General features: G+C 29.2%; 18 protein-coding genes. 17 read left to right on the top strand and 1 reads right to left on the bottom strand.

Annotation, left to right across the window (positions count from 1 at the left end; all coding sequences use genetic code 11):
- Nucleotides 1-14 precede the first annotated feature (14 nt).
- From plsX to rpe, 13 genes are read left to right on the top strand one after another with little or no spacing between them, the layout of a single operon-like run.
- Complete coding sequence (plsX, locus tag GAN53_RS00255) at nucleotides 15-995, top strand: phosphate acyltransferase PlsX (RefSeq protein WP_151409054.1); 981 nt, start codon at nucleotides 15-17, stop codon at nucleotides 993-995.
- Complete coding sequence (locus tag GAN53_RS00250) at nucleotides 988-1,212, top strand: acyl carrier protein (RefSeq protein ID WP_099320359.1); 225 nt, start codon at nucleotides 988-990, stop codon at nucleotides 1,210-1,212. Before plsX ends, GAN53_RS00250 begins: the two co-directional genes overlap by 8 nt.
- A complete protein-coding gene (gene rnc, locus GAN53_RS00245) occupies nucleotides 1,212-1,925 on the top strand; it encodes a ribonuclease III (RefSeq protein WP_151409053.1) in 714 nt (237 codons plus the stop codon). Before GAN53_RS00250 ends, rnc begins: the two co-directional genes overlap by 1 nt.
- Nucleotides 1,918-3,003, top strand: a complete 1,086-nt coding sequence (locus GAN53_RS00240) for an elongator complex protein 3 (RefSeq protein ID WP_151409052.1) — start codon at nucleotides 1,918-1,920, stop codon at nucleotides 3,001-3,003. The genes rnc and GAN53_RS00240 overlap by 8 nt, the downstream gene beginning before the upstream one ends.
- Nucleotides 2,994-6,512, top strand: coding sequence for a chromosome segregation protein SMC (gene smc / locus GAN53_RS00235; protein WP_151409051.1), 3,519 nt, complete (start codon nucleotides 2,994-2,996; stop codon nucleotides 6,510-6,512). The genes GAN53_RS00240 and smc overlap by 10 nt, the downstream gene beginning before the upstream one ends.
- Before the next feature lie 41 nt (nucleotides 6,513-6,553).
- Complete coding sequence (gene def, locus GAN53_RS00230) at nucleotides 6,554-7,030, top strand: peptide deformylase (protein ID WP_151409050.1); 477 nt, start codon at nucleotides 6,554-6,556, stop codon at nucleotides 7,028-7,030.
- Complete coding sequence (fmt, locus tag GAN53_RS00225; protein ID WP_151409049.1) at nucleotides 7,023-7,952, top strand: methionyl-tRNA formyltransferase; 930 nt, start codon at nucleotides 7,023-7,025, stop codon at nucleotides 7,950-7,952. Before def ends, fmt begins: the two co-directional genes overlap by 8 nt.
- Nucleotides 7,949-9,232 carry a 16S rRNA (cytosine(967)-C(5))-methyltransferase RsmB gene (rsmB, locus tag GAN53_RS00220; RefSeq protein ID WP_151409048.1) on the top strand — a complete coding sequence of 428 codons (1,284 nt, stop codon included), beginning with the start codon at nucleotides 7,949-7,951 and terminating at the stop codon, nucleotides 9,230-9,232. The genes fmt and rsmB overlap by 4 nt, the downstream gene beginning before the upstream one ends.
- A 1-nt stretch (nucleotide 9,233) precedes the next feature.
- Complete coding sequence (gene rlmN / locus GAN53_RS00215; protein WP_151409047.1) at nucleotides 9,234-10,259, top strand: 23S rRNA (adenine(2503)-C(2))-methyltransferase RlmN; 1,026 nt, start codon at nucleotides 9,234-9,236, stop codon at nucleotides 10,257-10,259.
- A gap of 2 nt (nucleotides 10,260-10,261) precedes the next feature.
- Nucleotides 10,262-10,984 (top strand): Stp1/IreP family PP2C-type Ser/Thr phosphatase, encoded by a 723-nt coding sequence (locus GAN53_RS00210; RefSeq protein WP_151409046.1) that lies wholly within the window; start codon nucleotides 10,262-10,264, stop codon nucleotides 10,982-10,984.
- 9 nt (nucleotides 10,985-10,993) lie between these two features.
- A complete protein-coding gene (gene pknB / locus GAN53_RS00205; protein WP_151409045.1) occupies nucleotides 10,994-12,955 on the top strand; it encodes a Stk1 family PASTA domain-containing Ser/Thr kinase in 1,962 nt (653 codons plus the stop codon).
- Nucleotides 12,952-13,821, top strand: a complete 870-nt coding sequence (rsgA, locus tag GAN53_RS00200; protein WP_151409044.1) for a ribosome small subunit-dependent GTPase A — start codon at nucleotides 12,952-12,954, stop codon at nucleotides 13,819-13,821. The genes pknB and rsgA overlap by 4 nt, the downstream gene beginning before the upstream one ends.
- Nucleotides 13,815-14,477, top strand: a complete 663-nt coding sequence (gene rpe, locus GAN53_RS00195; protein WP_151409043.1) for a ribulose-phosphate 3-epimerase — start codon at nucleotides 13,815-13,817, stop codon at nucleotides 14,475-14,477. Before rsgA ends, rpe begins: the two co-directional genes overlap by 7 nt.
- A gap of 110 nt (nucleotides 14,478-14,587) precedes the next feature.
- Here the strand turns inward: rpe and rpmB are convergent, their stop codons facing one another.
- Nucleotides 14,588-14,776: a 50S ribosomal protein L28 gene (gene rpmB, locus GAN53_RS00190; protein ID WP_151409042.1), complete on the bottom strand. Its 189-nt coding sequence runs from the start codon at nucleotides 14,774-14,776 to the stop codon at nucleotides 14,588-14,590.
- 263 nt (nucleotides 14,777-15,039) lie between these two features.
- Here rpmB and murB point away from each other — a divergent pair, with 263 nt between their 5' ends.
- From murB to whiA, 4 genes are read left to right on the top strand one after another with little or no spacing between them, the layout of a single operon-like run.
- The gene (gene murB, locus GAN53_RS00185; RefSeq protein WP_151409041.1) at nucleotides 15,040-15,942 is read left to right on the top strand and encodes a UDP-N-acetylmuramate dehydrogenase; all 903 of its coding nucleotides are present in this window, start codon (nucleotides 15,040-15,042) and stop codon (nucleotides 15,940-15,942) included.
- Nucleotides 15,942-16,790 carry an RNase adapter RapZ gene (gene rapZ, locus GAN53_RS00180; protein ID WP_151409040.1) on the top strand — a complete coding sequence of 283 codons (849 nt, stop codon included), beginning with the start codon at nucleotides 15,942-15,944 and terminating at the stop codon, nucleotides 16,788-16,790. Before murB ends, rapZ begins: the two co-directional genes overlap by 1 nt.
- A 1-nt stretch (nucleotide 16,791) precedes the next feature.
- Nucleotides 16,792-17,508 carry a tyrosine-protein phosphatase gene (locus GAN53_RS00175; RefSeq protein WP_151409039.1) on the top strand — a complete coding sequence of 239 codons (717 nt, stop codon included), beginning with the start codon at nucleotides 16,792-16,794 and terminating at the stop codon, nucleotides 17,506-17,508.
- 8 nt (nucleotides 17,509-17,516) lie between these two features.
- Entirely contained in the window at nucleotides 17,517-18,413 is an 897-nt protein-coding gene (gene whiA / locus GAN53_RS00170; protein ID WP_151409038.1) for a DNA-binding protein WhiA, read from the top strand.
- Nucleotides 18,414-18,423: the final 10 nt, after the last annotated feature.

Genomic DNA, 18,423 nt, shown 5'->3' with positions numbered 1-18,423 from the left:
CTAAAAGAGGACTTATGAAAATACTAATTGATACATTTGGAGCAGATGCTGGATATAAGATAACAATTGATGGAGCCATAAAAGCTTTAGAAAAAAGGAAATTTACTCCAGTATTTGTAGGAAATGAAGAAAATATTAAAGAATATATAAATTCAAGGATTTCTGATTATGAAATAATTCATACAGATAATTTTATATCAAATAATGAAGATCCTGTAAGAGCCATTAGAAGCAAAAAAGACGCCTCAATTGTCATAGCCTATAACAAATTAAAAGAAGAAGGCTATGACGGACTTATTTCAGCTGGATCAACTGGAGGATTATTAGCTGGTGGTCTATTTATTGGAGGAAGAATTAAGGGCATAAAAAGAGCTTGTCTTGCAGTAAGCTTACCTTCACTAAAAGAGGAGATAACTTTGTTGATGGATTCTGGAGCAAATATGGATTGCAAAGCTGAGATGCTTTATGAATTTGCCTTAATGGGCAAAGTTTTCTTGGAAAATGTAATGAATGTTGATAATCCAAAGATTTCACTATTAAATGTTGGTCTTGAAGAACATAAAGGCAATAAGCTTACAAAAGAAACTTACGGACTATTAAAAGAATCCGACCTAAATTTCATAGGCAATATCGAATCCAGAGATTTATTTACATCAAAAAGCAATATTATTCTTGCAGATGGTTTTGATGGAAATATTGCGCTTAAAACTGCAGAAGGTGTTTTGAAATTATTTGGCAAAGAATTAAAAAATATACTATATAAATCTAGCAAAAACAAAATTGCCGGAGCTTTAATAAAAAACGACCTAAAAAATCTAACAGAGAAATTTAGTGCAGATGAAGTTGGTGGAGCACCTTTATTAGGGGTAAAATCCTATGTATACAAGGCTCATGGCAACGCCAACGAAACAGCCTTTTCCAATGGAATTTTGGGACTAATGGATTATATAGACAAGGATGTAATAAGTAAAATTGAAGGAGAATTAAATGATTAGAGATGAATTAATACAATTAGCAAATGAAAATTTAGATATTGATTTATCAGATGTTCAAATGAATACAAAATTATCTGATCTTGATATCGATTCAATAGATATGTTAGATTTCATTATGCTATTAGAAGAAAAATACAATATCGAATTTGCTGAAGATGAACTTGATGAAATTGAAACCCTAGGCGATATAGCCGAGCTAATAGAAAGCAAAAATTGATGGAATTATCAAAAGATAGACTTAAACAAATTAGTGAATTTGAAGAAAGGATCGGCTACACTTTCAATGATAAAAAATTGATTGATGTAGCCTTTACTCATTCTTCTTATATCAACGAGTCAAGAAAACAATCTTTGAGCAATGAAAGATTGGAATTTCTTGGAGATAGTATTTTAGATATGATAGTAAGCGAAGTTTTATTTACCCATTACAGCAACAAACCAGAAGGTTGGCTTACAAAAACTAGATCAAGACTTGTCTGTACAGATTCTTTTGCTAAAGCTTGTGAAAAATACGATCTAACAAAATATCTAAGATTCGGTAAAGGTGAGAAAAAACAAGGTGGCAAACTAAAAAAGCACGTCAAAGCTGATACATTTGAGGCTGTTTGTGCAGCAATTTACTTGGACTCTTCCTACGAATTTCTATTTAAATTTATAATAGAAAGATTTAAAGATGAGGCACTAGAAGTAATAGAAGATGAGAGTATCTTTAATGATTACAAGACTAAACTTCAAGAATATTACAATTCTCATGGCAAAAAGGCTCTAAATTATGAATTGGTAGATGAAAAGGGACCTGAACATGATAAAACTTTTACCATGGCAGTAAAAGATGGTAAAAAAGTTTTAGCCCTAGGCCTTGGCAAAAATAAGAAAAATGCCCAACAAGATGCCGCAAAAAACGCACTTGAGGTCATAAAAAATGTCTAAAAAAGAATATATAATCCCAATATTTATACCTTTTTTGGGTTGCCCTCACGATTGTGCCTTTTGTAATCAGATCAAAATTACCAATTACAAAGATACCATGGATAAAAGTAAGCTTAGATTGGAAATTGAAAAAAACTTATCATATTTTAAAGATGAGGAAAAATTAAAAGAGATTGCTTTTTTTGGTGGGTCATTTACAGGACTTAGCGAAGAAGTTATGGTTGGATATTTAGAAATTGCAAGCCAATACAAGAAGAAGGGAATTATTGATAGAATCAGACTTTCAACTAGGCCTGATTATATAAATAATTCAATTCTTGATTTATTAAAGAAATATTCTGTCGACATTATCGAACTTGGCATTCAATCGCTTGATCAAGAAGTTTTAGATAATAACGACAGAGGTCATAGTGTTGATGATAGTATTTATGCATCAAAATTAATAAAAGAATATGGTTTTTCTCTTGGCCATCAAATAATGCCAGGATTATTTACAGATACTTTTGAAAAGTCAATTGATACGGCTATCAAATCTATAAAATTAAAACCTGATATGGTAAGGATTTATCCAACTCTTGTAATAAAAGATACCAAGCTATCTAATCTTTATAAGGCTGGTATTTATCAGCCGCTTAGCCTTGATAGTGGTATTGAAATAGCAAGTGAACTTGCAATTTTATACAAATATTCAAAAATTCCAATAATTAGAATTGGTTTACAACCAACAGAAAACATCAACTACGGCAAAGATGTAATAGCAGGACCTTTTCATCCAGCCATTAGGCAATTAGTCGAGGCAAATATTTACAGAAAATATCTAGAATTTTTGATAGAAAAATATAAAATCTCAGATGAAATTCTTATAGCTTGTAAAGATCAAGATATTTCTTTGATAGCAGGCAATAAAAAAGCTAACAAAACATATTTTTATAAAAAATATGGAATTAATATCAAATTCCAATCCAAGGATGATGAAAAGTATTTATCCTTTGCAGGAAATAAAATTGATTTTGATATAGATAATTTTATAAATTCTTATGTACAAGAAAACTATGGTGGTGATTTACTATTAGATTAGAAAAAATTGAGCTAAAAGGATTCAAATCTTTTGCAGAAAAAACAACAATAACTTTTGACAATCAAATAACTGCTATAGTTGGACCAAATGGTTCTGGCAAATCAAACATTTCTGATGCAATAAGGTGGGTTTTGGGCGAACAATCTGCCAAATCACTTCGTGGCGGCAAGATGAATGATGTGATTTTTCAAGGAAGTGAGAACAAAAATCCTCTAAACTTAGCAGAAGTCAATCTTACATTTTCAAATTCCGACAAAGTTTTAGATATAGCTTATGACAAAGTGGTAATAGGCAGGAGAATTTATAGGGATGGAGAAAATGAATACAAAATAAATGGCAAAAAAGTTAGACTTAAAGATGTAAAGGAACTTTTTTTAGATACTGGAATTGGCAAAGAAGGTTACACCCTAATTGGCCAGGGCAGGATTGATGAAATAATAAGCTCATCAAATTTGGAAAGAAGAGCTATATTTGAAGAAGCAAGTGGAATTGCCAAGCACAAATATAGAAGAGATGAGGCAAGTAAGAAACTTATAAAAGTAAGTGAAGATTTGGAGCTTATTGAATATGAAAGATCCTATAAGGAAAAAGATCTAGAAAAACTGAAAAATGAGGCAGATAATTACAATCAGTGGGCTAAATTAAGCGAAGATTTAAATTTCAAATCCTACAATTATTTTTCAAACAAATCAATAAAATTAAAAGATCAAATTTCAAAAACAAAAAATCTTTCAGAAGATTTTGATAAAAAAATCCTGGCGAAAACCGCTCTTATTGAAGAAACAAGAGAAAAACTTGCTCCCTTTACTCAAACAAACGAAAAGAGCAAAAAAACCATAGAAGAATTAGAAAATTCTATAAAAATCAAAGAAAGAGAAATAGAAAAAAATAAAAATAAACTAGATTTAAATAAGCAAAAGCTTTCCTATACACAAAAAGATTTTGATAGACTAAGCCAAAGTAATGATCAAAATACTAATAAACTTTCAAACTTAGAAGCTCAGCTAGAAAAAGAAAAAGAAAATTTATCTGAGAAAAATTCTTACAGAGAAATTTTATCTAAAAATATCAAAGAAAACGAAGATCAATTAATAAAAATAAATAAGAATATAGAATCTTTAAAAGTAAAATCAAAAGATATTAATGATAAACTTGATTTAATTAATCCAAAAATTTATGATTATGAAATCAATATCAAGACTAAAGAAATTTTAGATGAGAAATTTAGTAAGGAAAAAGAAGAAAATCTTTTAAAACTTGCAAAATTAAATGAGATTTTAGAAGAAACAAATAGAGAAATTGACGATTTAAATAAGAAAAAAATAGACCTTGTAAATATTAATGAATCATTAAGCCAAAAAATTTTCAAATTAGACCAAGACCTTAAAACAAATGATGAAGATGTCAAAGATTGCGAAAATGATCTAAGCAAAAACGAAATCGATCTAAAAATTGCTATAAATAATTATAAATTTAATAAAAATCTTATAGATAGAAATGAGGGATATTTTTATTCAGTTAGCGAATTTTTAAATAAAACTAAGGCCAATAATCTTAATAATCTTTATGAAGATACACTTGCAAATCTTATCACCATAAAAAGTGGCTATGAAGATATACTAGATAAACTTTTGGGCAATGCCCTACAAAATGTAGTTAGTAGAACAAAAGATGAAACTCGTGATTTAATTAAATTTATCAACCAAAATCATTTAGGTCAGGTAACTTTTTTGCCCATAGATTCTATATTTGCTAGCAAAAAAGAAAAACCAAATCACAAAGAAGTAATAGCCATGGCCTATGAACTGGTAGATTATGAGAATAGATTATCAAATATAATAAATCATTTTTTGGGATCAACGGTAGTTGTAAAAAATATCGATGATGCGACAAGCCTATCAAAAAAAATTAAGGGCTATAGGATTATCACACTTGATTTGGATATTATAAATGCCTGGGGTTCAATGGCCTCTGGTTCAAATAAAAATAAAAAAAATCAAAATTCAATTATTAATAGAAATAAAAAGTTAGAAGATAGCAAAGATGAAGTAGTAAGTCTAAAAAGAGAAAGAATTGCTATTGAAAGTAAACTAAAAATAATCAAAGATAAAAAGTTAGAAAATGAAGATTCTCTAGAAAAAATCAAAAGCAAATTTTATAAAAACAAAGAAGAAATAAGTAAATTTACCAATGATATTTCCAATTTAAACTACAAAGTAGAAAATATCCTAGGACAAAAAAATGAATTAACTGATAAATTAGAAGAAAAAAGTTCTCAAATTAATCAAGACGAAATCAACTTATTATACCAAGAAAAAGATGAGTATAATAAAAATTTACTAGAAATAAATAATTCTTTGGAAAATTTAAGTCAAGAAAAAACTGACCTGGATAAAAATCTTATCAAAGAAAAAAATGACTTGGAAATAGCTAATAGAGATATTAATATGCTAAATAATACCATCGGCAAAATAAAAGATGATATTAACAATATTAATAATAGTCTAAAAATAGAAGAAAAGATAAGAGAAGAAAATAAAAAATTAATAGAAGATATCCATTTTGAAAATGAAAAAATTGCAAGTAGTTTAGAAAGTTCTAAAATCGATTTAGAAAAATTAAATGCAAATTTATCTGAGAAAAAATTAGTTTATGAAAAAGCCAAAAAAAATAACAAAGATCTACTAGATGAACTTAAAATAAACGAGGATGAGCTTTCACAAATTAATTTGGACAAGGTAAAAAACGACTATAAATTAGAAACTTATAGCAAAGATTACGAAAATTTGTTAGATGAAATTGAACCGTTTTTAACTAGTAATATAGATAAATTAGAAGAAAAATACAAAGATGAAGAAACTATTAAGGTAAATAAGACCGACTTAATAAATCTTCAAAAAGAAATTAATAAGATTGGGTATTTTACTGCGGATTCACTGGAAAATTATAAGAAATCAAAGGAGGATTTTGATTTTGTCGATAGGCAAGTTAGCGATTTGAAAAAGTCAAAAGCTAATATTGAAGAGATGATAAAATCTCTTGAAAGTGAAATGAAAGATGAATTCGTCAAAAATTTCAAAATAATAAATGAAAACTTTCAGAAGATATTTAAGATTTTGTTTATGGGAGGAAATGCAAGCCTAAAACTTGATAGCGACGATTCTCTAAATGCGGGAATAGACATAATTGCAAGACCTCCGTCAAAATCTTTAAAGACAATTTCACTTTTATCTGGAGGGGAAAAATCCCTTACAGCAGTAGCTTTGCTTTTTGCAATTTTTGAGACGAATCCAGCACCATTTGCAATTTTAGATGAAATTGATGCTGCTCTTGATGAAACAAATATTAAAAGATATATTGAGTATCTAAAAATGCTTGCCAAAAATTCCCAGTTTATAATGATAACTCATAGGCAAACAACTATGCAATTGGCAGAAAAAATCCATGGCATAACCATAGATGATCAAGGCGTTAGTAAGATTTATTCGCTTGACTTTGACAAAAATTGAAACATCTTTGATAAAAAGTAAAATATTAATAAGGAGAGTATATGGCAATAAGAAATATTAGAGTCGAAGGAGATCCGATACTAAGAAAAGTATCTAAGAAAGTTCCTAAGATTACAGATAGAATAAAAATATTACTTGATGATATGGCAGAAACTATGTACAAAGCTGAAGGCGTTGGTCTTGCAGCCCCTCAAGTAGGAATATTAAAGAGAATTATTGTTGTTGATCCCCATGATGACCAAACAGGCCTTGTAAAGTTGGTTAATCCTGAAATTATCGAAGCAGATGGAGAACAAATAGGAATTGAAGGTTGTCTTTCTATTCCTAATTTTAATGCAACAGTAAAAAGAGCTGAACATGTAAAAGTAAAATATCTAGATGAAAATGGTCAAGAGAAAATTTGGGATGCTCATGGATTCCCAGCAGTTATCCTTTCTCATGAAATCGACCATTTAGATGGTATTTTATTTAGAGATAAATCTATAGAAGAGGTTAAAAGCGAAGTTATAAATGCTTAATATATGTTTTATGGGCAATCCAAAGTTTGCTGTGCAGACTTTGGATGTTCTTTATAATAATGAAAATATAAATCTAAAGTTGGTAGTGACATCAAAAGATAAAAAAAGATCTAGAAATAAACTAACACCAACAGCAGTAAAAAAGTACGCTCTAGAAAATAATATAGAGGTTTCAAATCCTGATTCTGTAAATACTAAAGAATTTGTGGAATATTTAGAAAAACTTGAAATCGATTTTATAGTCGTGGTTGCCTTTGGACAAATCATAGGAGATTTGCTCTTAGAAAAATTTAAAGATAGGATAATTAATTTACATCCATCCCTACTTCCAAAATATAGGGGGGCAAGCCCAATGCAATTTACCCTATTAAATGGAGATACTAAAACAGCTCCTACAACTATGCTTATAGAAAAAGGAATGGATTCTGGAGATATATTAATTCAAGATGCAGTCGAAATTCCTAGTGATTTTAATTACTACCAACTTGAAGAAAAAATGTCCGATCTTGGATCAAAGGCGATTTTAAAAACTTTGTTAGATTTTGATAATATCTATGAAAATAGGACCAAACAAGATGATAGTCTTGCAACATATACAACAAAAATTAGCAAAGAAATGGGAAAAATTGATTGGACTAAAACAAGTTTTGAAATTTATAATCAAATAAGAGCCTTGATTGATTATCCAACGGCATTTTTTGAATATGACGGGATAAATGTAAAAGTCTTAGAAGCAGAAATATTAGATTCTTATAAGGCAAATCCAGGCTATGTTTATCAAGCAGATAGAAAAAATAATATTATCATAGGAACAGGAGATTGTGCAATAAGAATAAATAAATTGCAATTTCCAGGCAAAAAGCCAATGGAAACTAGTGTATTTTTCTTGGGCAACGACTTTAAAAAAGGAATTTATCTTTGAAAAACGATTATAAATTAAGTCTTAATATTTTAGATGAAGTTCTAAATTCTAATAAAAAATCCAATGATCAAATTAATAAATACGCAAATTATGCCAACAATTTAAGTTTTCTAACGAAAATTGTCTACGGTGTTTTAGAAAATAAAATATATTTAGACTATATGATTAGGAAACTTTCAAGTGTAAGACTTAAAAAAATCCACAAGAAAATTTTGATAATTCTTGAAATAGGCTTTTATGACATACATTTTTTAAACACTAAGGATTATGCCATCGTTAATGAGCTTGTAGAATTGACTAAAGAAATAAATCCTAGATCTGCTGGCTTTGTAAATGCAATTCTTAGAAATTTTATAAGAGATGAAAAAGAAATTGCAAAAATCAAAGAAAGTGATGATCTAAAATCACTATCCATAAGATATTCAATGCCAGAAGAAATAACAAATTATATTTTTGAAAATTATGGACTAGAATATACTAAAAATTTCCTAAGATATGTAAATTCAGAGCAATTGATAAGCATTAGAGTAAATAATTTAAAAACAAATGTTTCCGACCTAAAAAAGTTCTTGGAAGCTAAATCTTTTATAGTAAAAGAAAGTAATATTTCAAAAAATGCACTGATAATTTTAAATCCTTCTGGCTTAGCAAATAGCGAAGAATTTAAGGAAGGATTATTTACCATCCAACAAGAAGCTTCAATGAAGGCTATTGAAGTTTTAGATCCAAAAGAAAATACGAATATTTTAGATATTTGCGCAGCTCCGGGGACAAAAACTTCCTATATTGGAGAATATGTAAATAATAAGAGTAAAATTTTGGCAAATGATTTATTGGCTGATAAACTTAGTCTAATCAAAGAAAATATTGATAGATTATCGCTAAAAAATATTGAATTAACAAGTTTTGACGCAAGTATTTATCAAGAAAAATTAAAAGAAAAATTTGATTATATACTTGTAGATGCACCATGCTCAGGTCTTGGGGTTATAGGAAGAAAACCGGAAATACGTTATAATAGAACTATAGAAGATATAAAAAATCTTTCGCTTTTGCAAAGGCAAATTTTAGAAAATTCTATCTTGTACTTAAAAAGGGGCGGATATATTCTTTATTCAACTTGTACCATAGGAAATATTGAAAATATCGAAAATTTTAATTATCTAAAAAATAAAGAAAACTTAGAAGTTGTCCCAATTGATGGCAAGAAATATTTGGAATTTACGAATTTTATTGACCATACAGATGGATTTTTTATAAGTAAATTTAAGAAGATATAGTATGAAAGAAACTTTAAACGATAAAAAAATTGAAGAATTAGAGCAAATCTTTGTAGAAAATGGTTATCCAAAATTTAGAGCCAAGCAAGTTTTTAGGCAAATCCATGTTAATAAAGTAAATGATTTTAATTTGATGACTGATTTGCCAAATGATTTGAGAAATAAACTAAGTGAGAATTACTCCATAGATAGAGTTAGAAAGCTTGAAGTTTTTGAATCTAAAATAGATCAAACAAAAAAGTATTTGCTAGAGCTAGATGATAAAAATATTATAGAAGCTGTTTTTATGCAATATAATGACAGAAAAACTATTTGTATTTCTTCTCAAGTTGGATGTAGGATGGCTTGTAAATTTTGCGCTTCTACAAAAAATGGTCTTCAAAGAAATATGACAGCCTCAGAGCTTATAGAAGAAGTTTATGAACTAGAAAGATTAAATGGAAATATAAATAATATAGTTATAATGGGCATTGGCGAACCTCTTGATAACTTTTCAAACATTAAGAGATTTCTTGAAATCATTACAGATGAAAAAGGTAGAAATTTATCTCATAGATCTATAACTCTTTCTACATCTGGTCTTTGCGATAAAATTTATGAGCTTGCAAATAGCAATTTGGATGTGAATTTGGCAGTAAGCTTGCACTATGCGATTGATTCGAAAAGACAAAAATTTATGCCAATAGCAAAAAAATATTCCATCAAAGAGCTAATCAAAGCTTGTGATTATTATTTGGATAAAACAAAAAGAAGAGTTTCTTATGAGTATGTTGTAATTGATGGAGTTAATAACACTGATGAAGATTTAGATAGTCTTACAAAACTTCTAAAGGGCAAAAACGCCCATATTAATCTCATACCCCTCAATCCAATAAAAGAATTTGACCATGGGAAAACAAAGAAGAAAATAATAAACGAATTTAGGGATAAACTTACAAAAAATGGCATAAATGCGACTATAAGATATTCAATGGGCGAAGATATAAATGCTAGCTGTGGTCAGCTAAGAAATAATTATGCGAGGTGATTATGAAATTTAGCACAATTTCCAATATCGGAAAAGTTAGAGAAATAAATGAAGATTCATATGGGAATGTCTCCATCGATAATTATGATTTTTTCATAGTTGCTGATGGAATGGGTGGTCACAGCGATGGAGAACTTGCAAGTTCTTTGACCGTTGAAAGTTTTACAAATTTTATAAAAAATGCAAATATTAAAGATTATTCTAGTGTAAGTGATCTTCAAGAAGAAGCAATTATTTTTGCCAATAATGAAGTTGTTAAAGTTTCTAAAGAAAAACAAGAAAAAATGGGAACAACTGTTGTATGTCTTTGCATTGATTACATAGAAAATAAAATCCACATTTCCCACATAGGAGATTCTAGGATTTATCTTTTTAGAGATGATAATTTACAACAACTTACAAACGACCATTCTTTGGTAAATGAACTATTAAATAGTGGAGTTTTAAATGAAGAAGAGGCAGAAAATTTTTCAAATAAAGCAGCTGTTACAAGGGCAGTTGGAGTATCTTTGGATGTAAGAGCTGATAATAAGTCAATGGATTATCATAAAGATGACCTTGTATTTTTAGTAACAGATGGTTTGACCAACGAACTAAGTGCAGATGAGATAAAAAAGATAATCAAAGAATATGATGATGTCTATGATATTTCAAAATATTTAGTGGAAGCTGCAATAAGTAATGGTGGACGTGACAATGTAACTGTAACCACCATTAGGATATAAGAGGGAAATATGGAAAATGTAATTTTAGATCAAAGATATGAAATTATTGAGCAAATTGGCGTTGGAGGAATGGCAAAAGTTTATAAGGCCAAAGATAGACTTTTAGATAGATTTGTAGCCATCAAAATCCTCAAAGATCAATATGCAGAAGATGATGAATTTTTGAAAAAATTTAATATAGAAGCTCAATCAGCAGCCAAATTATCTCATGTAAATATAGTAAATGTATTTGATATTGGAGAAGATTTATACAAGGGCCAAAGAATTTATTACATAGTTATGGAATATGTAGATGGTCAAACATTAAAAGATTTTATAGTAGAAAAAGGCAAACTTTCAAATGAGGAAATAACAGATTATTCAACTCAAATCGCCCAGGCTCTAAAAACAGCCCATCAAGCTGGAATAATTCATAGAGATATCAAGCCACATAATATTTTAATAGATAAATATGGCCTATTAAAAGTAACGGATTTTGGAATAGCTAGAGTTTCTTCAAATGCGACAATTACTTATACAAGCTCTATCTTAGGAACTGTACATTACATATCTCCTGAACAAGCCAAGGGAAATATTGTAGATGAAAAAAGCGATTTATATTCCTTGGGAGCTGTAATGTATGAAATGGCAACTGGCCATGTTCCATTTGAAGCAGATAATTCTGTAGGTATAGCTTTAAAACACATCCAAGATAAGCCTACACCACCTAAGGACTTAAATCCAAATTTATCTAACAAATTAAACTCAATAATAATGAAGCTCTTAAACAAAGAGCCTCAAGAGAGATTTCTAAATGCCAAAGACTTGATTGATGCCTTAAATGACGAAAACTATGTTGACGAATATGAAGATTTTAATGAAACGGCAAAAATACCAATAGTTGTTCCAAGTGAATCTACTATTAGCAACCCGTACGAAAATCAAGAAGAAGATGACGAAGAAAAAGAAGTAGTCTATGTCTCAAAATCAGATAATAAAAAAACAAAAAAAGTAAAGGAATCCAATTTTAAAATATGGCCACTCTTTATTTTGGCTTTAATTTTACTTGGTGCAGTTTATTTTTTGAGAAATAGAACCAACAAAAATATGGTTGAAGTTCCAACTGTATTAAATCTTGATAAATCCCAAGCCTTTGATGAATTGGCAAGAAAAGGCCTTAGAGCAAATATATCAATGACAGAAGAAAGTGACGAATACGAAATTGGCAAAGTTATGAGCCAAGATCCTAATCCAAATACCAAAGTAGAAAGAGGTAGCCAAGTAAATCTAGTCATAAGTGGTGGCAGAGAAGTAGAAGTCCCAGATCTAAGAAATATGACGATATCTCAAGCTGAAGAAGTCTTAAAAGAAGCAGGTCTTAAACTTGGCAGATCCACTAGCCAAAAAAGCGATAGCGTAGAAAGAGATTTAATAATTAGCCAAGATCCAAGATCCAATAAAAGCATTCAATCAGGAACGGAAGTTGATGTTGTTGTAAGCTCAGGTTTAGATAAAAGAGTAGAAACAATTGAAGTTCCAAATCTTTTGGGACAAAGTGAGTCAAGTGCAAGAGCAATGATTCAAGAAGCAGGACTTAAACTTAGAAATGTAAATTATTACAATAGTGAAAGCACCCAAAAAGGACTTGTTATGAACCAATCAATAGCAAGTGGGACTCAAGTTGCTAAAGATTCGCAGATAGATATAAATATTAGTTTAGGATCTGAAAAAATACAAACAGATGAGAATAATAGGCTAAGAAATGTTGAGCTAAAAGTAACGATTACAGATCCAAAAGATGAATTTAGCGTTGTGGTTTATGATATTGTAAATGGCCAAAGATCAGAAAGCCTTATAAATCAAACTATGACAAGAGCTGATGTTGAAAATAACGGAGGTGTTTTAAGCTTAAATCTAAAAGCAAATCTTGGAGCAAGTCTTGAAGTTGTAGTTGATGGACAATCTTATGGGGTTTATAGTGTAAATCAATGAGAGGGAAAATAACAAAATCACAAAAGGAAATATATTTTGTAAAAAAAGATGATAAGACATATTTAGCAAAAGCTCGTGGGAATTTTAGGGTCAAGGGCATAAAACCTTTGGTCGGCGATGAAGTTATATTTGAAATGCAAAATGAAGAAAATGCCTATATAACAGAAATTCTTCCAAGGAAAAACGAAATAAAAAGACCAAATATTTCTAATATCGACCAAATTTTACTTTTTGTCACGATAAATAATCCACCCCTAAATTTGTACAATTTGGATAAATATCTTGCCATGTGCGAATATAAAAATATAGAAGTGGTTATTATAATTTCAAAAATAGACCTAGATAAAGAAAATAAAGCTCAAAATTTAGCAAAAACTTATGAAAATATTGGTTATAAAGTCTTAGCTATTGATAATTATAATGATTTACCAAAAGAGAAAATTAATACCATTCTCAAAAACAAAACTTCAGCAGTAACTGGATCTTCCGGTGTGGGTAAGAGTACTTTTCTTTCAAACCTTATGGGAAAAGACATAGAAATTGGAGAAATTTCAGAAAAATCTAAAAGAGGCAAAAATACAACTAGGCATACGGAAATTTTTGCAATAGATGATAAGACTTTTATCTTTGACACGCCAGGATTTGATAGCTTTGATTTTGACTTTATTACAGATGAAAATGATTTGAAAAATTTCTTTGTAGAAATGAGAAATAAGTCTTGCAAATTCAACAATTGCAACCACATAAATGAACCATCCTGCAAAGTCAAAGAAGAACTTGAAAATGGAAAAATTTCAGAAAGTCGTTATAAGAATTATATTTTGTTATATAACGATATAAAAAAAAGGAGAGAAAATAGATGGTAGAATTGGCACCTTCAATATTATCTTGTAATTTCTACGATTTAAAATCAGATATAGAAGATACTTATGGGACGGATTTAAAAATCTTGCACGTTGATGTGATGGATGGAATATTTGTTCCAAATATCTCATTTGGTTTTAAAGTTATAAACGATCTAAGAAAAAATTGCAATTATTTTTTGGATACGCATTTGATGATAGAAGAACCTATAAGATATATTGAAGAATTCAAAAAGGCAGGAGCCGATAGATTAACAGTTCACTATGAAGCTTGTAAAAATTTGGGAGAAACTTTAGATCTTATAAATAAATCTGGAATGAAAGCAGGCTTAACCTTTAAGCCAAAAACAGATAAAGAATCCATGCTTGATTATATGGACAAAATCGATTTAATTCTGATAATGAGCGTTGAGCCTGGTTTTGGCGGTCAAAGTTTTATGGAAGATTCTTTAGAAAAAATTAAATTTTTTAGAAAATACATTGATGACAATAATTTAGATGTAAAAATTGAAGTTGATGGTGGCATCAAAACTACAAATGTAAATAAAGTTATTGATGCTGGAGCAGATATAATTGTTGCAGGATCAGATGTATTTGCCAAAGACATAAAAAATCAAATAAATAATTATTATCAAATTTTTAAGCAAAAGTCACTATAAAAGTGGCTTTTTTTTTCTTATCAAATATGAATAGAACATAAAATTCACAATAAAATAAGGACTTTAGTAAAATGATCTTTACTCAAGTCCTTAAATTAAAAAAAGCATTATTATGCTTTTTCAACTCTTCCAGATTTTAAACATTTAGTACATACGTTGATTGTTTTTGGAGTTCCATCTACAATAGCTCTAATTTTATGCACATTTGGTTTAAAGGTTCTGTTAATATTTCTATGGGAGAAAGTAATAGTTTTTCCAGCTTTTGTACCTTTTCCACATACATCACATTCTTTTGCCATTTAAACACCTCCTAGCTTTTTTACAATTAATCTTTATTATTTTACCAAATTTTTTGGGAAATTACAAATTTTTAATCTGATATATTAAAAATCATTTATAAAATTTTCCAATAATTAAAATAATAACTAATAAGTCAATCGTGAAATAAAAAAATAAAAATTATTATCAAACATTTTACTTAAATTATACAACAAAATCAAACAATTACGGTATAATTAATAGGAAGAACTAAGATTTAATAATATTAAATCTAGGAGGTAAGATGGATTATAGATCATTATATAAAGATGAGGACTTTGGAGAGATCCTTTTTGATCAATTGCTAAAAGAATACACAACTTGGGGCATTGGTGGAGCTAGTGATGTTTTAGTCAAAGTCAAAAGCAAAGAACAATTACAAAACTTATTAAAATTTAATTATAAAAATAATATTCCAACAACAGTTATAGGAAGAGGGTCAAATCTCTTAGTAACTGATAAGGGAATTAGAGGATGCGTCTTATTATTGGCAGATAACTACAACTTTATAAGTGTAGATGGAAATAAATTGACAGCCTATGCAGGAAGTAAATTAAATTCTGCAGCCCTATTTGCCATAGAAAATTCTCTAACGGGTATGGAAGAGATATCTGGAATCCCTGGATCAGTTGGAGGAGCTGTGGCAATGAATGCTGGAGCTTATGGTAAGGAAATAAAAGATATTTGCCTAAGCGTTAATGCCTTTGATTACTTTGGAAATGAATATAATTTTACCAATGATCAGATGAATTTTTCTTATAGGCATTCAAAAATATTTGACGATAATTTGATAGTTTCCTCAGCAACTTTTAATTTAGCCTATGATGAGAATAATCAAGCAAAAGCAAAATACGAAGACTATACCAATAGAAGAGCATCTAAACAGCCTTTAGATAAAAAATCTGCTGGTTCTACTTTTAAAAGACCAGAGGGCTCTTATGCTTCAAAACTAATTGATGAGTGTGGACTACGTGGATATGCTGTTGGCGATTGTGCAGTAAGTGAGAAACATTGTGGCTTTATTATAAATAAAGGCAATGCAACAAGTGAAGAGATGTTAAAATTTATCGATCATGTAGCAAAAATTGTTTATGAGAAAACTGGTTTTAAATTAGAACGTGAGGTCAAATTAATTGGGGAAGAGTAATGAAGCTTAGAATAATTACTGGCTTAAGTGGATCTGGAAAAACCACAGCCCTAAGAGCCTTTGAGGATATGGGTTATTATGCTATGGACAATTGTCCAGCTTATTTGGTAAAAAAATTAATAGAATTAAATGAAATTCAAGAAAAACCAATTGAGAAAATGGCTGCGGTAATAGATTTTAGGTCGCACAATATAGATAGTGATTTGAAAAGTTCTTTTGAAAGCTTGAAAGAATTAAATCCTGATACAGAAATAATTTATTTATATTGCAACGATAGCGTAATTTTAAAAAGATACAATGAACATAGAAGACCTCACCCTTTGGGAGAATATGGCAGTGTAGCAGATGGAATATTAAAGGAAAAAGAATTATTAAAAGAAATCAGAAAAATATCCGATAGATTCATCGACACCAGCGACTATACGAGCAAAGAGCTAAAAAAGGTAATCGAAGATTTAACAATAAAAAGTAAAAAAATGATTATAAATCTCATATCTTTTGGATACAAAAATGGCATAAGCGAAAATTTTGATTATGTCTTTGATATGAGATTTTTGCCAAACCCTTATTATATTGAAGATTTAAAAAAACTAAATGGCAAAGATGATAAGTTAAAAAAATACCTTGATAGTTTTGAAATAGCAAATAAATTTAAGTCAATGGTCTATGAGCTTTTAAAAACTCTAATTCCAGAATTTGAAAAACAAGGAAAGAACACACTGACCATTGCTTTTGCTTGTACTGGTGGTAAACACAGATCCGTATACATGGTCGAAAGTATGTATGAGTTAATGAAAGACAGTGATTATATTTTAATAAAAAAACACAGAGATAGGGATAAGTGGTAGAATGCAGTTTTATAGAAGATTAGCAATAGATAATATAAAAAATGCTAGAGATCTGGGAGGATTTCCTACCTTAGATGGTAAAGTCACCAGTTGGGGGAAATTTCTAAGGACAGCTACTCTTGATGATGCCAAAGATTGTGATATAAAATTTTTAAAAGATTATGGAGTAAAATCTTTAATCGATTTAAGAAGAGAAAGTGAAATACCTTTTGAAAGCCAAAGTTATAAAAAATTACAGGCAAATTTTGATTACCATCAGATATCATTAGCTCCAGATAAGGGCCTTAGAGAAAAAGAAATACGACAAATTATCAATAGAGAAATTTCCATTGGATCAACTTACAGGACTTTGATAGATAATTATAAAAAAATTAGAGAAATAATGGAAGTTCTAAGCCAAGATAATGGTATAAGCTTATTTCATTGCCAAGAAGGCAAAGATAGGACGGGAATAATTTCTATGATACTATTAGGTCTTGCCAATGTTTCAAGATCTGATATCATAGCAGATTATGAAATTTCTTCGGCATATTTAGGATATGTAGAAAGATATGATGAAAATGAACCCTATTCTGTCTTTAGAATAACTAGTCCTTACAATATGAAAGAAGCCTATGAATATTTGATCAGAAAATACGAGAGCTTTGAAGCTTATCTAGCCTATGCAGGGGTAGATAAAAAGATTATAGAAAAACTAAAGGAAAAATTGTTAAACTAGGTGATTAGATGTCTTTTTCAAAAAGATGCAAAAAAGAAGTTTTAAAAAAAGAACCCATAAATGAGAAAGCAGAATTATTGTCAATATTTCAATATTTAGCTTCAATAAGAATATCAAAAAATATTTTTGCTGTTCTTTTTAAAACTGAATCAAATAGTCTTGCAAGATACATTTATAATTTAATCAAAGAAGTCTACGATTATTCGCCGATTTTTGAGATTAAGGATAAGCAAAAAGATAGGTTATTTACAATAATTATCGAAGAATCAACTATAACAGATGATTTAATAAATGAGTCTAGAAATTTCTTTTTTAATAAGGATTGCGATTTAGATGATGTTTCTTTGGACGCTATAAAATCATTACTTAAAATTGTTTTTATTATAAAGGGATCTATAAATGATCCTATGAGAGGTTATAATCTTGAAATTCCTGCAAATTCTTTAAAAGAAGCAGAGCTTATAAAATCTTTAATGGAAATTTTTGAACTTATGCCAAGGATCAATGATAAGAAGGATTCTTATGTAGTTTATTTGAAAGATAGCGATAAAATTTCAGATTTTTTGGCAATTATCGGTGCAAATAAATCTTTGTTTGAACTTGAAGATGTCAAAGCCATGAAATCTATTAGAAATGATATAAATAGACAAACAAATTTTGACAAAGCAAATATTGATAGAACTGTCAAAGCTTCACTTAAGCAAGTTGCTGCCATAAAACTACTTGATAAAAATGATAAACTAAAATCCTTATCAAAAGAAATGATAGAACTTGCAGAATTAAGAGTTGATAATCCTTATACATCCATAGAAGAACTTGGTCAAATGCTTAATCCACCAATGAGTAAATCAAAAGTAAACTACAGACTTCAAAAATTCATAAAAATGGCTGAAGATTTGGATTAAAATTTAGGAG

Source organism: Anaerococcus sp. Marseille-P9784 (assembly GCF_902500265.1).
Lineage (GTDB): Bacteria > Bacillota > Clostridia > Tissierellales > Peptoniphilaceae > Anaerococcus.
The sequence above is the reverse complement of the archived record's forward strand: the minus strand, read 5'-3'. Positions and strand labels throughout refer to the sequence as shown.